Origin of the sequence: Caballeronia sp. LZ065 (assembly GCF_031450975.1) — a bacterium.
Lineage (GTDB): Bacteria > Pseudomonadota > Gammaproteobacteria > Burkholderiales > Burkholderiaceae > Caballeronia.
Genome location: NZ_JARUXV010000001.1, coordinates 152,796 through 171,212 on the forward strand (window position 1 = coordinate 152,796; position 18,417 = coordinate 171,212).

The window sequence follows — 18,417 nt, forward strand, 5'->3', positions numbered from 1 at the left end:
AAAACCGCCGTGCTTGCCGCATAGATAGTCTTTGACGACTGCTTGCTTGAATCGTGCGCTGTGCTTGCTCATGAAAAAACACCCCAAATCGTTGGACCGGTGTCCAACTTTTGGGGTGCAGTTCACTCGCGTGCGCAGGGTTTTTTGCTTTGCGGCCTGGCCTCTTACTTCGACGCGTTCACCATGTAGTCGACGGCGGCCTTGACATCGGCGTCCGGCGCGTTCGATCCGCCCTTCGGCGGCATCGCGCCCTTGCCGTGCAGCGCGTAGTTGTAGACAGTGTCCATCGGCTCTTTCAGGCGCGGAGTCCATGCGGCCTTGTCGCCGAACTTCGGTGCACCGAGCACGCCTGCTGCGTGACACGCCTGGCAGACCTGCTCGTAGAGCGCCTTGCCGGCTTGCGCGGCGTCGGCGCTCTGGGCCCCGGCAGCCGGAGCCGGTGCGGCCTGCGGCACCGAAGCCAGCGCGGCGACGGCGGCCGCGGCCTGTGCGTTCTCGTTGGAACTCGCGCCTGCCGGTGCGGCTGCACCCGGTGCGCTTGCTGCGTTCGCCGCCGCGCCCGGCGCTGGTTGCGCGGGCTCCGCGAACTTGGCGCCGCCGTCGTTCGCCATGTAGACGACCGCGCGCGCGATTTCGAAGTCGCTGTAGTCGTCGGGATTCGTGCCGCCGCGCGCGGGCATCGCGCCCTTGCCGTTGAGCGCGTTGTGCAGCAGCGTGTCGTAGCCTTCGCTGATGCGCGGCGCCCACGCGCCGGCATCGCCAAACTTGGGCGCGCCGGCGGTGCCGGCAGCGTGACAGGCGGAGCAGACGGCCTTGAAAACTTCCTCGCCGGTTTTGTAGACGCGCGGGGCGTTGGCGTCGCGGACATCGACCTGGGCGGCGGGCGCGATGCGCTCGTTCACCGAGGCTTCGATATCGGTGCCTGCGCCGGTGCGCGTCGAGTTGTTCACATAGACGGCGAGCAGAATGATGATGGCGACGGGAATGGCGAATCCCGCAATGATCGCGACGATGAGTTGACCGGGCGTCTTGATCGGGGCTCCGTGGGGTGCTTCGCTCATGCTTGTCTCGTCTCCCGTTTTTTGGTGTGAGTCGGTTCAGTGACAGCGTGACAGCTACCGCATGCATTGCCTGGGCGCTCAGACCTGGCGCCGAGACAAAGCCGTGGGGAAAGGCTCGGTCGATTATAGACGGAACGTTCGAGCGGCGGCACAGGGCGGCAGCGTGACCGGACGGGCGTTTACCCGAATCGTGTGATGCTTGGCCGAACGAGCGGGCATCGAGTTTGCAGCGCCGCGCGATGGACGGGGTCAGGGAAAACAGGTATCCTCTCGGATTCGCGTGGGCCTTGAAGCCGGCTTTCTTTGGGCCGCTTGCCTTGTTCAACAGCCCACCGCCGATGCGCCCGTAGCTCAATGGATAGAGTACTGCCCTCCGAAGGCAGGGGTTGCTGGTTCGATCCCAGCCGGGCGCACCAAGTCGCTGTCGTTTCTCAGCGCAGCCGCTACACCCCACCCGTCGTCCCCCACCCGAACGCCAGCTCCGCCAGCCATCGCCGGTAGGCCACCGACATTCGGTCACACTTCTGATGCAGCTCTGCATCGAGCGCCAACGGCAAGCACTTCGGCCATTGCGATTCGACGATCGGCGTGTCCTGCATCAGAATCTCCATGTTGAAGTCATAAAGCGCCTGATCGCTGTGCGTCGCGTCATCTTCGTGAATGGAGACGAGCCACGCCCGCGTTTCCGTCTCCGACACCGGCGACGCCACCAGCATGATGTGCAGCGCGCCCTGCCCGCCCACGGCCATCTTGGTGAGACTCGCGATCAACGGCCGCCTGACGCGATACACATAGTCGATCATCGCGCCGCCGCCCTGTCCCGGCATGCCGGCCGGTTGCCAATAACGGCACTGTCGCGCTTCAAGACCGCCATCGACCGGGACGACTTCGTAATCGGGCACCTCGGTATGCGCCTGCTCGCCCAGAATCCCCCCATGCACGAAAGAGAAATGGGCCATGTCGAGAAAATTCTCGACCACTCTCGGCGCCGATGACCTCACCGTCTGCGGCGCAAGATTGATGCGGCGCCCGCCGGGCACATCGGCTTCCGGATAAAAATCGAGCGCATACGCGGGCTCGCCGAAACACATCCAGACAACGCCGTATTTCTCTTCGCTGACGAAGGTCGTTGCACAGGCGCGTTTCGGCGGACGCAGTGCGGGATTCGACGGGATATGCAGACACTGCCCCTCGATGTCATATCGCCAGCCGTGATACGGACACGTGATCCAGTCGCGCGATACCGAGCCGAGCGACAGTTGCGCCCCGCGATGCGGACAGGCGTCGCGCCACGCATGCGCTGCATCGAGACTGTCCCGCCACACGACGATGCGCTCATCCGCGACGAGGAATCCTCGCGCCTCGCCCTCCGGCACGTCCTCGCTGTTGCAGACCGGCAGCCATTCGCCTTGCAGGGAAGAAGCGTTGTTGTGCATTGTCATCAGCCGTAAGCAGGAAGATGGGGAAGATTCGCAAGACCGCGATTGCCCCAACCCAACCTGCAGCGAAATCGCAAAAAGTAGCAGAATAGCGGGTCGCGCGACGGTGCAACCCGATGCAACGCCTTCACACCACCTCCCGCGACGGGGCCGCACATACAGAGACAGCAGCACACCATAACAGCAAGAAATCACCATCCAGGGGTTCATATGGAGCAGGCGCATCAACCGGCACGCCGGATCCAGGCTTTCATTGGGTCCGGGCACCGGAGTCCCGAACGGGAGCAGGCCACGCTTCGGGTCTGGATGGGAACTGCGGTGCTTCTCGCGTATGGCCTCTTCGAGTGGTGGCGCCCGTCACACGATGCCTCGATGGTCGTGCGGCTCGTCGCCCTCTATGTGTCGTACGGCGCCATGACGCTGCTCGTCGTGAGCCGCGCGAGCGCCACGTCCGGGACGCGCCTCACGCTCACGACCATCGCCGATCAAGCCTTGCTCGGACTCGCGCTCGCGGCCGGCGGCGCCAGCGCGCTGCCGCTCATCTGGGTGATGTTCTGGTTTCTGATCGGTTCGGGATGCCGGTATGGCAAGCGCACGCTCGCGGTGTCCTGTGCGACGGCGCTCATCGTGGTGATCGCGCTCGGCCTCGTACAACCGTGGTGGCATGCCAACCTGCCGGTCGCGATCGGTCTGGGACTGAGCGTGCTGGGGGCATCGGTGTATCTGAGCGTGCTAGTCGACCGGCTTGGCAAGCTCAATCTGGATCTCGCGCGCCAAGCGTCCACCGATCCGCTCACGGGCTTGTCGAATCGCTATGCGCTGGAGAAGATCGTCAACCGGGCGATGACCGCGCCACCCGCCGGCCACGACGGCGATGACGCCACGGCCCTGCTGCTGATCGACCTGGACGGTTTCAAGGAAGTGAACGACACCTACGGGCACGCGGTCGGCGATGTGCTGCTGCAATCTTTCGCTCAACAGCTCGAGACCCGCCTGCGCCGGACTGACACCATCGCCCGGCTCGGCGGCGACGAATTCGTGGTGCTCGCCCATCAGATGCGCGACCGGTCGGCGGTGCTCGCCGTGGCCGACAGCATTCACTCTGCGCTAGCCGCGATCACGTCGGTGCAGGAACGGAAGGTTTCGGTGTCGGCAAGCATCGGCGCCTGCCTGTTGTCCGGCGCGACGATCGTGCGCCAGTCCGACATGAATACCGTGCTGCGCGCCGCCGACCGTGCGATGTATCGCGCGAAGAGTCTGGGCGCCGGCAAGACCGTGTTCGCCGAAACCCACGACTTCGAAACCGGCTAAAAAAATGACCCGCATCGCTGCGGGCCATCCGTGTCATGCATCACAGTTCAAGCGTCAAGCGTCAAGCCTCGGCGCCGGTCCAGGCCTGCTCGCGCAGCTTCGTGCGCAGACGCGCCACCGCCTGGCTGTGCAGCTGGCACACGCGCGACTCGCTCACTTCCATCACCGCGCCGATCTCGCGCAGGTTCAGGCCGCGCTCGTAGTACAGGCTCATCAGCAGCTTTTCGCGTTCCGGCAGCCGTTCGATGGCTTCGATCAGCGCGCCGCGCAGGCTGTCGTCCATCAGCGCGGACAGCGGATCCGAACGGTCGACGCAGTAGCGGTCGAGGAACGGCTCGTCATCGGCGGAACGGTCAAAGTCTTCGTAATAGATCAGCTGCGCGCCGTGCAGGTCCTGCAGCATCGACTGGTATTCGTCGAGCGGCATCTTCATGTGCTCGGCGATTTCCGTTTCGCTGGCGGACCGGCCGAGATTCTGCTCGACCTTGTGCACCGCCGATTCCACCTCGCGCGACGTCTTGCGCATGCTGCGCGGCAGCCAGTCGTTGGCGCGCAGCTCGTCGAGCATTGCGCCGCGGATCCGCTGGCTTGCATACGTTTCGAACTGCGCGCCCTGATCTTCCTTGTAGCGGCCAGCCGCATCCAACAAGCCGATCATGCCGGCCTGGATGAGATCGTCGAGATCGACGCTCGCCGGCATCTTGGCGACGAGCTGAAGCCCCAGCCGGCGAACGAGCGGTGCATATTTCGTCAGCGTTTCGGACTGTGAGAGTTTGCCTTGGGCGTTATACATCTTGGTCACCTATCTTGATCACATCGACGCCGTACTGCTCATGGCCAGTTCGTGAAGCGCGGCCGCACGATGCGCCGTCTCCCGCCCGCCCTGCTCAGAGTCGCCAACCGGAATTCGCGCGTCCGCCTGGCCGTTCACCGCACGCGCATACGGCGCGGGGCGCATCGGCCAGTGGAGGAGCTCTGCTGCAATCGCGCGGTAGTCGCGTGCCGCGGCTGTAGCCGGGAACGCTTCGACTGCGCAGCGTGAGAGTTCCTTTGCCCGAGCGACGCGCGCATCCTCGGACACATATCCCGCCTGCACCAGCGACACAGCCAGATACCGGCTTGCGACGCCCGACAGGTTGTCGAACGCGACCGCCGCATCGGCCGGGTTCTGCACGTGATTGATCAGCACGCGGAACTGGCCGATCGCATGGGCGTAGTGCAGACGCTTCATGCACGCATACGCCTCGGTGATCGCCGACGCGGCCACCCGCGTCACTACGAGAAAGTCATGCGCCTGCGCCGCGAGCGACGAGAGCGCGCCATACCGGTCCAATTGCGCGTCGATCAGCACGATGTCCGCCGGACCGTCCAGCAACGCGCGGCATTGCGCGGCGTCGTGGCTGATGCGTTCGTCACGCGGCGCCGCAAGCAGCGAGAAACCGAACGGCGTGCGCCCGGCAGCTTCCGCGAGCGTGCTGCGGCCCGCCATCACCGCGGCGGCCGCGGCTGCATCCTCGATGCCGGCGAGCCGGCTGGCCGAAGCCGAATTGCGGTGCTCGTCGATCACGAGCACGTCCTTGCCATGCACCGACAGCGCCGCGCCGAGGTTCAACACCGTCGACGTACAGCCGATTCCCGCCGGGCCGCCCACGACCGCCACCACCCGCGAGCCGGCTCGCGTGAGGAGCCGTCGCAGACCTTCTGCCTGGTCGAGCACGAACTTATCCAAAGTGCACCCCATGCATGTCGGTCGAGGCACGCGCGGACAGCGCGGAGAGCAGCGCGGGCACTTCTTCGTCGTTCGGCACGAACGGCGAGCCGTCGCGCGGAATGCAGAACGCGCTCTTGATGAGAAAACGCTTGGTCGCGACGTACAGGTTCTCCGGCACCTTCTGTCCGGTCGAGACGTAATGCACCGGCAGCTTGTAGCGGATCACCGTGTCGAGCACGCCGCCGAGATTGGTGGCTTCATCGAGCTTCGTCAGGATGCAGCCCGCGAGCGGCGGCTGGTCCGGCGCGCTCTTGTAGGCCTGCACGACTTCGTTCAGCGTGTCGCCGTGGCTGGTCGCGTTGAGCAGCAGGATGCGCTGCACCGGATGACCCGCACCGCACAGCATCGCGATCTGGTCGGAAACCATGCGGTCGCGCTGGCTCATGCCGATCGTGTCGATCAGCACGATGTGTTTGTTGCGAAGTTCGGACAGCGCCAGTTGCAGGTCGGCGGCGTCCTTCACCGCATGCACCGACACGCCCAGAATCTTGCCGAAGATGCGCAGTTGCTCGTGCGCGCCGATCCGGTAGCTGTCGGTCGTGAGCAGCGCAACCTTGCTCGCGCCGAAGCGCATCACGCAGCGCGCCGCGAGCTTCGCCGTGGTGGTCGTCTTGCCGACGCCCGTCGGGCCCATCAGCGCGAACACGCCGCCGCGCTCCATCAGCGCGTCTTCACTGTCCATCACCGGAATGTTGCTTTCGAGGACTTGCTGCACCCATTCGAGCGCGCCTTCCACACTCTCCATCTCCGGCATGTTGTCCATCACCATGCGCACGAGCTGCGCCGAGAAACCGGCCGAGAACAGGCGCTTGGTCAGCGCGCCGCCCGTCGGGTTGCGGCGCTGGCGTTCGCTCCACATCAGGCCGGCGAAGTGCTCTTCCATCATCTCGCGCATCGACGAGAGTTCGTTCATCACCGTGTCGTTGACGACCTGCTGCATGCGCGCCCGGATCGCTTCCGTCACGACCGCCGCCGCATTCGCGGGCAGGCCTTCGAAGACGCTTTCCGGCGTGGCAGGCGCGGCGCTCGGCGCCGGCGTCTCGGCGTGCGGCGCGCTCGTGTTGATCTTGTGCGCGGCGCGGCGGGCAGCGACCTGCGCGGCTTCGCGCGCCCAGTCGGGGGTTTCGATCTTCTGCTGCGTGGCGGGCTGCTTGACCGGCTGCGTCGCTTCGGCTCGCGCCGATTGCTGCTGGCGCAATGCGTACTTGGCAACTTCCGTTTCGTCCGACTCGACCGGCGCCTGCGACAGCGTCGTCACCGGCACGCCCATGCCACGCGCAATCGCTGCCGACGGCGTGAGCGGGCGATTCGACGGCAGCGACGCCTGTTGAGCCAGGCGCTTCGCGTGTTCGACCAGCCACGGGTTGGTGTCGGCCATCGTACGGGACCTGTCGTCGGCGGGGGACGCGTAGTCGTCTTCGTCGTCGGCATTCGCGCCGAACACGGAGGAAAACACGTCGCCGCTCACGTAGGGGTTCGTGGCTGCCTGCTGCTTCACCGGAATCGCTGCTGCCGCCGCGGCCAGCGCCGCGCGCGACGCGCCGCCCGAACGCACCGCCTGTTCCTTCGCGGCGGGCGAGATCGAAGCGATATCGCTGTCCGCCACCCCGACGATTTCGACCGAACCGTCGTCCAGCGTGCGATTCGACAACACCACGGCATCGGGACCGAGCGTTTCACGAACCTGGCGCAGTGCGTCACGGCTGTTCGCGCCGATGAATTTACGAATGTTCAAACTTGCCCCCGATGAGGTGTGATACGGCGATCGTTGCGAGCGAACCGGTCTGCCTGCTTGCCGGTCCCGCTTTTCAGTGAAGCCATTATTGCGAAGTTCCCCTTGGGCCCATCGCTGGATAAAGGGTGGGAAAAAGGGGTATTTCGGCTGATGGACGCCTCGGGGCCAAGAAGACTGCACGCCCGCCGCCGGCAAATATTCCCGGACGGCGCGTGGCCGAAGCCGCGCCCGAACGCGTAAGCTGGAGGGCACGTCGCTCATCGTCCGGCTCCTCTCCGGCATCGCGCCGAGGCGTTTCCGGACCCTTCAAGGAGACTTCATCGCATGACGTCCGCCGCTTCCGCTGCTTCGCCCGCTTCTCCCGCTTCGCCCGAAAGCCAGACGACCGGCGCCCGTCTCGTCGTCGATGCGCTCGTCCATCACGGCGTCGAGCGCGTGTTCTGCGTGCCCGGCGAAAGCTTCCTCGCGGTGCTCGATGCGCTGCACGACGAAACCGCGCAGATCCAGACCATCGTCTGCCGCCACGAGGCCGGCGCGGCGAACATGGCTGAGGCGGTCGGCAAGTTGACCGGACGTCCGGGCGTGGCGATCGTCACGCGCGGGCCGGGCGCCACGCATGCGTCGATCGGCGTACACACCGCGTTTCAGGATTCGACGCCGATGCTGCTGCTCATCGGCCAATGCGCGCGCGATCACATGGACCGCGAGGCCTTCCAGGAGATCGACTACCGGCGCATGTTCGGGCAGATGGCGAAGTGGGTCGCGCAGATCGACGACCCGCGCCGCGTGCCGGAATATCTGAGTCACGCGTTTCACGTCGCGACGGCCGGGCGTCCCGGGCCGGTCGTGCTCGCGTTGCCGGAAGACATGCTGACCGAGACGCTTGCCGCCATCCCGCCGTTGCCGCGCTACCAGCGCGTGGCGGCCGCGCCCGCGCCGGCCCAGATGGAGCGCCTGCGCGAGTTGCTCGGCAACGCGCGGAAGCCGTTCGTGATCGCGGGCGGCAGCGGCTGGACGGAAGACGCCACGCAGGACTTCGCGCGCTTCGTCGAGCAATGGCAGTTGCCGGTGGGCTGCGCATTTCGTTATCAGGACACGCTGTCGAACGAGCATCCGAACTACGCCGGCGATGTCGGTCTCGGCATCAACCCGGCGCTTGCCGCGCGCGTGCGTGACGCCGACGTGCTCTTCGTGCTCGGCCCGCGCATGGGCGAATCGACGACGGGCGGTTATGCGCTGCTCGACATCCCGAAGCCGAAACAGACGCTGATTCACGTTCATCAGGGTGCGGAGGAACTCGGGCGCGTCTACCACGCGGATTTGCCGATCGTCTCGGGCATGCCGGAAATCGCGGCGATGCTCGCCGCACTGCCGCCGCCGCGTTCCATCGCGTGGGCCGGCGAGGCGGAAGCGGCACATGCCGCGTATCTCGACTGGCGCGAGCCGCGCCCGATGCTCGGCGATGTTCAGCTCGGCGAGATCATGCGCCAGCTCGCACACACCCTTCCCGCCGACGCCATTCTCACCAACGGCGCCGGCAACTATGCGACGTGGCTGCATCGGCATTATTCGTATCGGCAGTTTCGCTCGCAGGTCGCGCCCACCAGCGGCGCGATGGGCTACGGCGTGCCGGCCGCGATCGCCGCGAAGTCGCTGTATCCGGAGCGCACGGTGATCGCCTTCGCGGGCGACGGCTGCTTCATGATGTCGAGCCACGAGCTGGCCACGGCCATGCAATATGCATTGCCGGTGATTTTCATCGTCGTGAACAACGGCCAGTACGGAACGATCCGCATGCATCAGGAACGGCACTATCCGAACCGCGTGCACGGAACGGGACTGACCAACCCCGACTTCGCCGCCTACGCGCGGGCCTTCGGCGCGCATGGCGAACTCGTCGAAACGACCAGCCAGTTCATGCCCGCGTTCGAGCGCGCGCAACGTTCCGGCCTGCCTGCCGTGATCGAAATCCGCGTTCCGGCGGAACAGAGCACCCCCGGCGCGACGCTCGAACACATTCGCCAGCAAGGCAAGCGTTAGCGGACAAACTTTCAGTCTGCTTGCGGCGCGCTTCCGGTGGCGCTAGAGTAGCCGGTCCGAAACCACCGGGAGTAAGTCATGCTGAAGATTCTGGCGTTGTCGTTGGCAATGGGATTGTCGGGTGCGGCCTTCGCGAAGGCGGATTGCACGGCGCATCCGAAAAGCGAGTGGATGAAGGAGTCCGACGCGAAGGCGAAGCTCGAGGCCGAAGGCTACAAGATCCGCAAGTTCAAGGTCGATGGCAACTGCTATGAGATCTACGGTCACGACAAGAACGGCAAGAAGGTCGAGATCTATTACGACACGAAGACGCTCGCGGTCGTGAAGTCGGAAGTGGAATAAGCGTCATGTCTCCGCCCGTGACCTGGCCCACGAAAGTCTGGGACATCTGGGTACGGCTCACGCACTGGGCCGTCGCGGGCATCGTCCTCTGGAACCTGTTCGGTCCGACCGATTCCATTCATAGGCTGCTCGGGTATGGCGCGGCGGGGCTGGTCGCCGCGCGCATCGTGTGGGGCTTCATCGGCTCGCGGCACGCGCGCTTTTCCGCGTGGTGGCCTACGTGTATGCATCTCGTCGAGTATCTGCGTTCGCTGGCCGCCGGTCAGCCGATGCACCATCTCTCGCACAATCCGCTCGGCGCGTTGATGGCGCTCACGCTGTGGTGCCTGATTCTCGCGCTGGCGCTATCCGGCTGGATCATGCGGCTCGATGCCTTCTGGGGCGAAGACTGGCCGCAGGAGCTTCACAGCTGGCTCGCGGTCGCGGTGGAAGTGTGCGTCTGCGTGCATGTTCTTGCGGCCGTGCTGATGAGTGTATGGACGCGGGAGAATCTCATCGGGGCGATGGTGACAGGCAACAAGCGCGGTCCCGAAAAAGAAAAAGCCCCGTGACCTGAATCACGGGGCTTTCACTCAAAACATCAACCGCAAAAGCTGGCGCGCTTACTTCCCGCCCACGCTCTGCAGCGTCGTCCACTTGCCGCCGACGACCTTGTACAGCGTGATGCCGCCGTTCTTCAGATCGCCCTTCGAGTCGTATTGCAGGTGCTTCGCCGTCACGCCCTGCATGTCGGTCTTCGCGAGGAACGGCAGGTACTTGGCCGGATCCGTCGAGTTGGCCGCCTTCATTGCAGTGAACATCGCCATCGCGCCGTCGTAGGCGTACGGCGAGTAGGTCTGCACGTCTTCGTTGAAGCGCTTCTTGTACTTCGCTTCGTAGTCCGCGCCGCCCGGCATTTGGTCCATCGGCAGGCCGGCAAGCGAGGCCACCGTGCCGTCGGCCGCATCACCCGAGATCTTGATGAAGGTGTCGGTCTTCACCATTTCGCCCGCCATCAGCGGCGCGCGCAGGCCGAGCGTCTTCATTTGCTTGACCATCGGGCCGGCTTGCGAATCCGCGCCGCCGTAGTACACGAGGTCCGGGTTCATCGACTTGATCTTGGTCAGGATCGCCTTGAAGTCCACGGCCTTGTCGTTCGTGAATTCACGGTCGACGATCGTGCCGCCCGCCGCCTTCGCCGCCTTCTCGAACTGGTCGGCGAGACCCTGGCCGTAGGCCGTGCGGTCATCGACGATCGCAATCTTCTTGACCTTCAGGTTCTTCACCGCGAACTCACCCGCGACCGAGCCCTGCTGCGTGTCCGAGGTCATCATGCGGAACGCCGTCTTGAAGCCCTGCGTGGTGTACTCCGGCGCCGTCGCCATGGCGATCTCGGGAATGCCCGCGTTCGCATAGATGCGCGAGGCCGGGATCGTCGTGCCCGAGTTGAAGTGGCCCAGCATGCCCTTGATGCCATCGTCCACGAGGCGCTGCGCGACCGTCGTGCCGGTGCGCGGGTCGGCCTGGTCGTCAGCGGATTCCAGAACGATGCGAACCGGCTTGCCGCCGATCACCGGCTTCGTCGCGTTGAAATCTTCCACCGCGAGCGTGATGCCGTTCTGCATGTCCTTGCCGTAGTGCGCCTGCGCGCCCGTCAGCGGACCCGCATAACCCACTTTCACGTCTTCCGCCGTCTGCGCGGCTGCCGTCCCCGCGAACAGGCCGGCGAGCGTCATGGCTGCCGCCAGCTTGGTCATCGTGTGCTTCATAGCTTCTCCTGGTTCCAGTGTGGATGGCAGCGCGTGCCGGGATCACCGTGCCTGCTGCCGCTTGTTTGAATGTTCCTGATCAGAACGTCCGAGGGGTAACTCAGCCGATCGTCATCAAATTGGCATTGCCGCCTGCCGCCGCCGTGTTCACGCTCACCGAGCGTTCCGTCAGCAGACGTTCGAGCGCATAGTCTTCGCCGTCGTGGCCCGCGTCGGCGAACGCTCCCGCAGCCACGCCCTGCACCGATACGATCGGTCCCGGACGCTTCGCGACTTCCTTCACGAGCGACAGCAGTTCATCGCTGTCGCCTTCGAACAGCACGGCGTCGAAGTCTTCCGCCGCCCGGCGAACCTGCGCATACGGCTTGAGCGCCGCCGGCAGCGACGCCGCCAGTTGCTCGCCCGCCGATCCGCTGAACAACGCACGATTGCCGGTCGCGAGCACCGCCGCGAACTGGGCGCGCGCGCCGCTCTGCGTCGCCGCCACGCACAGCACCGTGCCGCGCGCGCCGAGCGTGTAGGTGTTGCGCTCGCCCGTCGGGCCGGTCAGCACCGCTGTCGCGCCCGCCATCACATGCTGCAGATAACCGTCGCAACGCGCGGCCGTGTGCGGATCGCGCTCGCCGATCGCCCAGTCGCGCAATGCGGTGAGCGCCGCGGCCGGCGTGTCCTTCGTCGCGGAAGGATCAACGGTCAGCGCGCTTTCCAGCGACTTCGGCAAGCCGCCCGGGCGCTTGGCCAGCAGGCGCTGCAAGTACAGCGCGCCACCCGCCTTCGGACCTGTTCCCGACAAACCTTCGCCGCCGAACGGCTGCACGCCGACCACGGCGCCGATCACATTGCGGTTCACGTAGATGTTGCCCACGTGCGCCCGCGAAATGACATGCGCGATGGTTTCGTCGATGCGCGTATGGATGCCCAGCGTCAGGCCATAGCCGGTCGCGCGAATTTGGTCGAGGAGTTTATCAAGGTTCGATCGGCGGTAGCGAACCACATGGAGCACCGGGCCGAACACTTCGCGCTTCAACTCGTCGATGTTCTCCAGTTCGATCAGCGTCGGCGGCACGAAGGTGCCTTGCGCGCAGTGATCCGGCATCGGCAGCTGCACGACGTTGCGGCCTTTCTCGCGCATCGCGACGACGTGCGCGTCGATGCCGCGTTTCGCGTCCGTGTCGATGACCGGGCCGACGTCCGCCGAGAGCCGGTCCGGATTGCCCACCGCCAGCTGGTTCATCGCGCCCGTGAGCATCTCGAGCGTGCGGTCGGCGATGTCGTCCTGCAGGCACAGCACGCGCAGCGCCGAACAGCGCTGGCCGGCCGAATCGAACGACGACTGCAGCACGTCCGCCACCACCTGCTCCGCGAGCGCGGACGAATCGACGATCATCGCATTCTGGCCGCCGGTTTCGGCGATCAGCGGAATCGGGCGGCCGTCCGGATCGAGGCGCTCGGAAAGCGTCTTGTTGATCAGGCGCGCGACTTCGGTCGAGCCGGTGAACATCACGGCGCGGGTGCGCGGATCAGCGACCAGCGCCGCGCCCACCGTTTCACCATTGCCCGGCAGCAGTTGCACCGCGCCCGCCGGCACGCCGGCCTCGCGCAGGATGCGCACGGCTTGCGCGGCGATCAGCGGCGTCTGTTCCGCCGGCTTCGCGAGCACCGGATTGCCGGCCGCGAGCGCGGCGGCGACCTGTCCCATGAAGATCGCGAGCGGGAAGTTCCACGGGCTGATACACACGACCGGACCGAGCGGACGATGCGTATCGTTCGAGAACTCGCCACGGATCTGCGCGGCGTAGTAACGCAGAAAATCGACAGCTTCGCGAATCTCGGCAATCGCGTTCGGCAGCGACTTGCCCGCCTCGCGAATGATGAGGCCCATCAGCGTGTGCATCTGCGCTTCGAGCAGGTCGGCGGCGCGGGTCAGGCAGTCCGCGCGGTCTTCGACCGGCGTCGCCTGCCAGATGGGCGCAGCGGCGACGGCGTTGGCAATGGCCGCGCTCACCTGTTCAGGCAAAGCCTCGACGACCGTGCCGACGAGATCGCGCAGATCCGACGGATTGCGCACGTCGCGGGCGACGCCGTTGGCCGCGTCGTCGGCCGCTGCGCCTTCGAGCATCGGCTGCGCGCGCCACGGATGATTCGCGCTCGCCAGCAGCGCCGACGACAGCGACGCCAGCCGATGTTCGTTCGACAGATCGAGGCCCATCGAATTGGGACGCTCGTCGCCGTAGAGATGGCGCGGCAGCGGAATCTTCGCGTGCGGCGCGCCGAGCGGCACGAGCTTCTGCGCTTCGTCGATCGGATCCTGGACGAGATCCTTCACCGGAATCGTTTCGTCGGCGATGCGGTTCACGAACGACGTGTTCGCGCCGTTTTCGAGCAGACGCCGCACGAGATACGCGAGCAGCGTTTCATGCGTGCCGACCGGCGCATACACGCGGCACGGACGATTGAGCTTGTCGCGGCCGGTGACTTCTTCATACAGCGGCTCGCCCATGCCGTGCAGGCACTGGAACTCGTACTGGCCAGGATAGTAGTTCTGGCCGGCGAGGTGATAGATCGCCGACAGCGTGAATGCGTTGTGCGTCGCGAACTGCGGATAGACCGCGTCGGGCGCGGCCAGCAGCTTCTTCGCGCACGCGAGATACGAGATGTCCGTGTAGATCTTGCGCGTGTAGACCGGATAGCCTTCGAGGCCGTCCACCTGGGCACGCTTGATTTCCGTATCCCAGTACGCGCCCTTCACGAGGCGGATCATCAGGCGATGGCGGCTGCGGCGGGCGAGATCGACCAGATAGTCGATCACGAACGGACAGCGCTTCTGATAACCCTGCACGACGAAGCCGATGCCGTTCCAGCCCGCGAGTTCCGGATCGAAACACAGCGCTTCGAGCAGATCCAGCGAGAGTTCGAGACGGTCGGCTTCTTCCGCGTCGATGTTCAGGCCGATGTCATAGCGACGCGCGAGTTGCGCCAGCGAACGCACGCGCGGCAGCAGCTCGTTCATCGTGCGTTCCTGCTGGGCGCGCGAGTAGCGCGGATGCAGCGCGGAAAGCTTGATCGAGATGCCCGGGCCCTCGTAGATGCCACGCCCGCCGGCCGCCTTGCCGATCGCATGGATGGCCTGCTCGTAGGACGCGTAGTAACGCAGCGCGTCTTCCTCGGTCGTCGCGGCTTCGCCGAGCATGTCGTACGAGTAGCGGAAACCGCGCGCCTCGAACTTGCGGCTGTTCGCCAGCGCCTCGGAAATGGTCTCGCCGGTGACGAACTGCTCGCCCATCAGGCGCATCGCCATGTCGACGCCCTTGCGGATCAGCGGCTCGCCGCCCCGGCCGATGAGGCGCGTCAACGCGGACGACAGGCCCGTTTCGCTGTTGGTCGTCACCAGCTTGCCGGTGATCATGAGGCCCCATGTGGCGGCGTTCACGAACAGCGACGGCGCCTGACCCATGTGCGACTTCCAGTCGCCTTTGCTGATCTTGTCGCGGATCAGCGCGTCGCGCGTGGCGCGGTCGGGAATGCGCAGCAGCGCTTCCGCGAGGCACATCAGCGCGACGCCTTCCTGGCTCGACAACGAAAACTCGTGGATCAAGCCTTCGACGCCACCGCCCGAGCTCTTCGCGCGCAGCGCTTCGACGAGCCTGGTCGCGAGTTTTTCGGTATCGGCGGAGACGTTCGCCGGGAGGCGCGCCTGACCGATCAGGAACGGCACGCACTCCGGTTCGGGGCGGCGGTACGCGGCGGTGATCGCCGCGCGCAGCACCGATTGCGGCTGCACGTTCTGGGCAAAGTCGAGGAAGGGATGCGGCGCGCCGTCCTCGTCGCTATCGACAGGCGCGGTGTCGGCCAGTTCGGAGCCGCCGTTCGCACCCGACAACTCGGGCGGCAACTGGCCGTGCTCGATGCGTTCGAGGTAAGCAAAGATCGCCTGCTTGATCAGCCAGTGAGGGGTGCGCTCGAGACGCGTCGCGGCATCCTTCAGCCGGGAACGCAGCAGATCATCGACTTTGACGCCTAAGGTTGTGCTCGCCATGTTTCCTTCGTTTGCCGGTGGTGCGTAACCGGCGAAAGACTAAAAAGTGGGCGAATCGTACTCCGCTGATATAAAAGGTGCAACCGATTTTCAAAATGGGTTGCACCCTAGAATAACCCTTATGGATCAATGGCTTGCGTCGGTCACTCGAGACATGTGGTAACGACCTTGGCTTAGTACTTTCCCTGAAGCAATTAAATTTTGGGACAAACCCTAAGCAATGCGCCCGGCCGCGCCGATATAAACACAATGCGCCGCCCACGGCGCGGTATTTCGCGGTCAACGATCCGCGACCTCGGGGAGAGTTTCGAGCATGAGCACTTGGATGGTGGTAACCAGCGTTTGGGTGATGTTCGCAGTCTGTGTCGTGCTGTTCGTGCGGGGTGCATCACCGCACGTGCACCGGTCCGACGACGCCCCGGACGAAGGCCGACGCGCCCGCAGCGGCGTTTCCCGCGCGAAGTCCTGAACCTTTCACGGCGGCCTGACGTCGCCAGCCGCTTTCACGCCAGCATCAGACGTCCTGTGGATCGACTTCCACATTCCAGCGCAGCACACCCTTCAGCGAACGCAGCACGGGCTGCCAGGCATGCAGCGCGGTTTGCAGCGCCGCACGTGAATTGCTTTCAAGCAGCAATTGCGCGCGATGCACGTTGAACACTTTCACGATGGTCAGCGGCACGGCGTCGTACACCGTCACGCGCTCGGCGCCCGGCAGCGGCGCGAATCCGGCGGCCGCCTGCTCCAGAAAGGCCAGCGCGGCTTCGAGCGTGCGTCCCTCGGCACGCAGCATCGCCTGGTAGACGAATGGCGGAAGGTGCGCGTCACGCCGTTCAGCCAGCGTTGAGTTGGCGAATCCCGCGTAGTCCTGGCGCGTCAACGCCTGGTAGAGCGCATGGCGCGGATAGCGCGTCTGGATCATCACTTCGCCGGGCAGACCGGCGCGCCCCGCCCGGCCGCTCACCTGCGTCAGTTGGGCGAAGAGGCGTTCGCTGGCGCGGAAGTCGTGTGAAAACAGCGCAAGGTCGGCATTGAGCACGCCGACGAGCGTCACTCGCCGGAAGTCGTGCCCCTTCGCGATCATCTGCGTGCCCACCAGAATGTCGACTTCCCCGGCATGGACATCGGAGAACAGCGCCTGCGCGCTGCCCTTGCGGCGCGTGCTGTCGGCATCGATGCGCAGGACGCGCGCGCCCGGCATCACGCTCGCGAGCGTCTCCTCGACGCGCTGCGTACCGCGGCCCATCGGCGCGATGTCGATGTTGCCGCAATCCGGACACGACTTCGGAATGCGCGACTCCCATCCGCAGTGGTGACAGCGCAGCGCCCGCTCCGGCTTGTGGAGCACGGCATAGGCGCTGCACCGCGGGCAGCCCGCGACCCAGCCGCACGCGTCGCATGACAGGATCGGCGCATAGCCTCGCCGGTTCAGGAACACGAGACTCTGTTCGCCCCGCTCGACACGCGTCTTCAACGCGGCGATCAAGGGCCCCGACAGTCCATCGACGGACGCGCGGCCGCGGCGCCGCTCCTCTTCCAGATCAATGAGCCTGACGCCCGGCAGCACCGCCTCGGCGACGGCCCGCCGTGTCAGCGTCAGACGCGTGTAGCGGCCCTGCTCCGTCTGCCACCAGGTTTCGAGCGACGGCGTCGCGGAGCCCAGCACTACGGCGATATCGAGCTGCTTGGCGCGATAGATGGCGAGATCGCGCGCGGAATAGCGCAAGCCTTCCTGCTGCTTGTAAGCGGGGTCGTGCTCCTCGTCGACGACGATCATCGCGAGGTGCGGCATCGATGCCAGGATGGCGAGGCGCGTGCCGAGCACGATGCGCGCGTGCCCCATGTGGGCGGCCAGCCAGTTGCGCGCGCGCTCGCCTTCAGCGAGGCCGCTGTGCATCGTGACGATGGCCCCTTCTGCGAGGCCCGCGAAGCGCGTGCGGAACGCGGCCTCGAACTGCGGCGTCAGGTTGATTTCAGGGACCAGGACGAGCGCCTGCGCGTCGGGGCGCGCGGCGAATAACCGTGCCAGCGCCTGCAGATACACCTCGGTTTTGCCGCTTCCCGTCACGCCGTGCAGCAAGAACGGGGCGAAGCCTTGTGCGGCCGAAATGGCATCGACAGCGGTGCGTTGTTCGTCGGTCAGCACCGGAAGGGAGGCGTTGCCGGTCGGCGCGACGTGAATCGGCGACTCCGGGGCGCGCTCGTCAACCTGCTCGATCCAGCCGTGGGCCAGCCAGTCTTCCAGCGTCGCGCCCGCCTTGGGGTGCAGCGCGCGGGCATCGCTCAGGCCCAGGAAAGGCTGGTCGGCGAGCGTTTGCGCCAGACGTCGCAATGCACTGGCGCGGGCGGGCAAGGCATCGGGCAAGGCGGCGCGTCCATCGGCCAGCAAGCGGTAACGCGCTTCGACGGCGAACAGGCGATTCCACCTCGACGCATCGCGCAGCGCCTGCGGCAGCGCCGGCAGCGCGACCTCCCCAAGACCGCGCTGATAGTAGTCCGCGGCAAACCTGGTGAGTGCGATCCATGACTCGGACAGCGGCGGACAAGATTCGCAGATCGCGCTGACGTTGCGCAGCTTCCCTGCGGGAACATCGGTGGTGGAGGCGACCTCGCAGATCAGTCCCACCACTTCGCGCCGGCCGAACGGCACCAGCACCAGCGCTCCTGCCATTGGCGCGTCGGCCAGCGCATACCGATAGTCGAACAGCACCGGCATCGGCTGATCCACGGCGACGCGCACGAAGAGGCCGGCCATTATCCACAGCTCCGGCCGTGTGGGCGTGGAACAGGCGCGTGGATTGCCCGGCTGAAGTTAAAGTAAAACATCAGAATCGTTGGTAAACCGCAGATTAGTTTTGGATTTCCGATGCTTTCCACAGCCTTGTGGATAACTTTGTTGAGAAGTGCTGGCGGTCACGCCGCAATGCCCGTCAC

At 65.6% G+C, this 18,417-nt stretch carries 12 protein-coding genes and 1 tRNA gene; 5 read left to right on the top strand and 8 right to left on the bottom strand.

Annotated elements, in window-relative coordinates:
* Positions 1-164 precede the first annotated feature (164 nt).
* Complete coding sequence (locus QCE63_RS00760; RefSeq protein ID WP_309829596.1) at positions 165-1,061, bottom strand: c-type cytochrome; 897 nt, start codon at positions 1,059-1,061, stop codon at positions 165-167.
* Between the two features lie 340 nt (positions 1,062-1,401).
* Between QCE63_RS00760 and QCE63_RS00765 the strand changes: the two genes are divergently transcribed.
* A tRNA-Arg gene (locus tag QCE63_RS00765) sits at positions 1,402-1,477 on the top strand.
* 27 nt (positions 1,478-1,504) lie between these two features.
* On the opposite strand, the gene QCE63_RS00770 is transcribed toward QCE63_RS00765, so the two are convergent.
* The gene (locus QCE63_RS00770) at positions 1,505-2,497 is read right to left on the bottom strand and encodes an aromatic ring-hydroxylating dioxygenase subunit alpha (RefSeq protein ID WP_309829597.1); all 993 of its coding nucleotides are present in this window, start codon (positions 2,495-2,497) and stop codon (positions 1,505-1,507) included.
* Positions 2,498-2,818: 321 nt separating this feature from the next.
* Between QCE63_RS00770 and QCE63_RS00775 the strand changes: the two genes are divergently transcribed.
* Entirely contained in the window at positions 2,819-3,811 is a 993-nt protein-coding gene (locus tag QCE63_RS00775; RefSeq protein ID WP_309829600.1) for a GGDEF domain-containing protein, read from the top strand.
* A gap of 61 nt (positions 3,812-3,872) precedes the next feature.
* Here the strand turns inward: QCE63_RS00775 and QCE63_RS00780 are convergent, their stop codons facing one another.
* From QCE63_RS00780 to flhF, 3 genes are read right to left on the bottom strand one after another with little or no spacing between them, the layout of a single operon-like run.
* Positions 3,873-4,604 (bottom strand): RNA polymerase sigma factor FliA, encoded by a 732-nt coding sequence (locus QCE63_RS00780; protein WP_309829602.1) that lies wholly within the window; start codon positions 4,602-4,604, stop codon positions 3,873-3,875.
* Positions 4,605-4,622: 18 nt separating this feature from the next.
* A complete protein-coding gene (locus tag QCE63_RS00785; RefSeq protein WP_309829603.1) occupies positions 4,623-5,540 on the bottom strand; it encodes a MinD/ParA family protein in 918 nt (305 codons plus the stop codon).
* Positions 5,533-7,317: a flagellar biosynthesis protein FlhF gene (flhF, locus tag QCE63_RS00790; RefSeq protein ID WP_309829605.1), complete on the bottom strand. Its 1,785-nt coding sequence runs from the start codon at positions 7,315-7,317 to the stop codon at positions 5,533-5,535. The genes QCE63_RS00785 and flhF overlap by 8 nt, the downstream gene beginning before the upstream one ends.
* Before the next feature lie 324 nt (positions 7,318-7,641).
* Here flhF and QCE63_RS00795 point away from each other — a divergent pair, with 324 nt between their 5' ends.
* The 3 genes from QCE63_RS00795 (at position 7,642) to QCE63_RS00805 (ending at position 10,250) form a co-directional block, all read left to right on the top strand.
* Entirely contained in the window at positions 7,642-9,357 is a 1,716-nt protein-coding gene (locus QCE63_RS00795) for a thiamine pyrophosphate-binding protein (RefSeq protein ID WP_309829606.1), read from the top strand.
* A gap of 78 nt (positions 9,358-9,435) precedes the next feature.
* Entirely contained in the window at positions 9,436-9,699 is a 264-nt protein-coding gene (locus QCE63_RS00800; RefSeq protein ID WP_309829608.1) for a PepSY domain-containing protein, read from the top strand.
* A gap of 5 nt (positions 9,700-9,704) precedes the next feature.
* Positions 9,705-10,250: a cytochrome b/b6 domain-containing protein gene (locus QCE63_RS00805; protein ID WP_309829610.1), complete on the top strand. Its 546-nt coding sequence runs from the start codon at positions 9,705-9,707 to the stop codon at positions 10,248-10,250.
* Between the two features lie 51 nt (positions 10,251-10,301).
* Here the strand turns inward: QCE63_RS00805 and QCE63_RS00810 are convergent, their stop codons facing one another.
* From QCE63_RS00810 to QCE63_RS00820, 3 genes are all read right to left on the bottom strand, one after another.
* Positions 10,302-11,447: a branched-chain amino acid ABC transporter substrate-binding protein gene (locus tag QCE63_RS00810; protein ID WP_309829612.1), complete on the bottom strand. Its 1,146-nt coding sequence runs from the start codon at positions 11,445-11,447 to the stop codon at positions 10,302-10,304.
* Between the two features lie 100 nt (positions 11,448-11,547).
* Entirely contained in the window at positions 11,548-15,483 is a 3,936-nt protein-coding gene (putA, locus tag QCE63_RS00815) for a trifunctional transcriptional regulator/proline dehydrogenase/L-glutamate gamma-semialdehyde dehydrogenase (protein WP_309829614.1), read from the bottom strand.
* A gap of 514 nt (positions 15,484-15,997) precedes the next feature.
* Positions 15,998-18,238 (bottom strand): primosomal protein N', encoded by a 2,241-nt coding sequence (locus tag QCE63_RS00820; protein WP_309829617.1) that lies wholly within the window; start codon positions 18,236-18,238, stop codon positions 15,998-16,000.
* Positions 18,239-18,417: the final 179 nt, after the last annotated feature.

Coding starts and splice junctions, on each gene's coding strand:
- QCE63_RS00760 (WP_309829596.1), bottom strand. CDS start 1,061: ATGAGCGAAGCACCCCACGGAGCCCCGATCAAGACGCCCGGTCAACTC.
- QCE63_RS00770 (WP_309829597.1), bottom strand. CDS start 2,497: ATGCACAACAACGCTTCTTCCCTGCAAGGCGAATGGCTGCCGGTCTGC.
- QCE63_RS00780 (WP_309829602.1), bottom strand. CDS start 4,604: ATGTATAACGCCCAAGGCAAACTCTCACAGTCCGAAACGCTGACGAAA.
- QCE63_RS00795 (WP_309829606.1), top strand. CDS start 7,642: ATGACGTCCGCCGCTTCCGCTGCTTCGCCCGCTTCTCCCGCTTCGCCC.
- QCE63_RS00800 (WP_309829608.1), top strand. CDS start 9,436: ATGCTGAAGATTCTGGCGTTGTCGTTGGCAATGGGATTGTCGGGTGCG.
- QCE63_RS00805 (WP_309829610.1), top strand. CDS start 9,705: ATGTCTCCGCCCGTGACCTGGCCCACGAAAGTCTGGGACATCTGGGTA.
- QCE63_RS00810 (WP_309829612.1), bottom strand. CDS start 11,447: ATGAAGCACACGATGACCAAGCTGGCGGCAGCCATGACGCTCGCCGGC.
- putA (WP_309829614.1), bottom strand. CDS start 15,483: ATGGCGAGCACAACCTTAGGCGTCAAAGTCGATGATCTGCTGCGTTCC.
- QCE63_RS00820 (WP_309829617.1), bottom strand. CDS start 18,238: ATGGCCGGCCTCTTCGTGCGCGTCGCCGTGGATCAGCCGATGCCGGTG.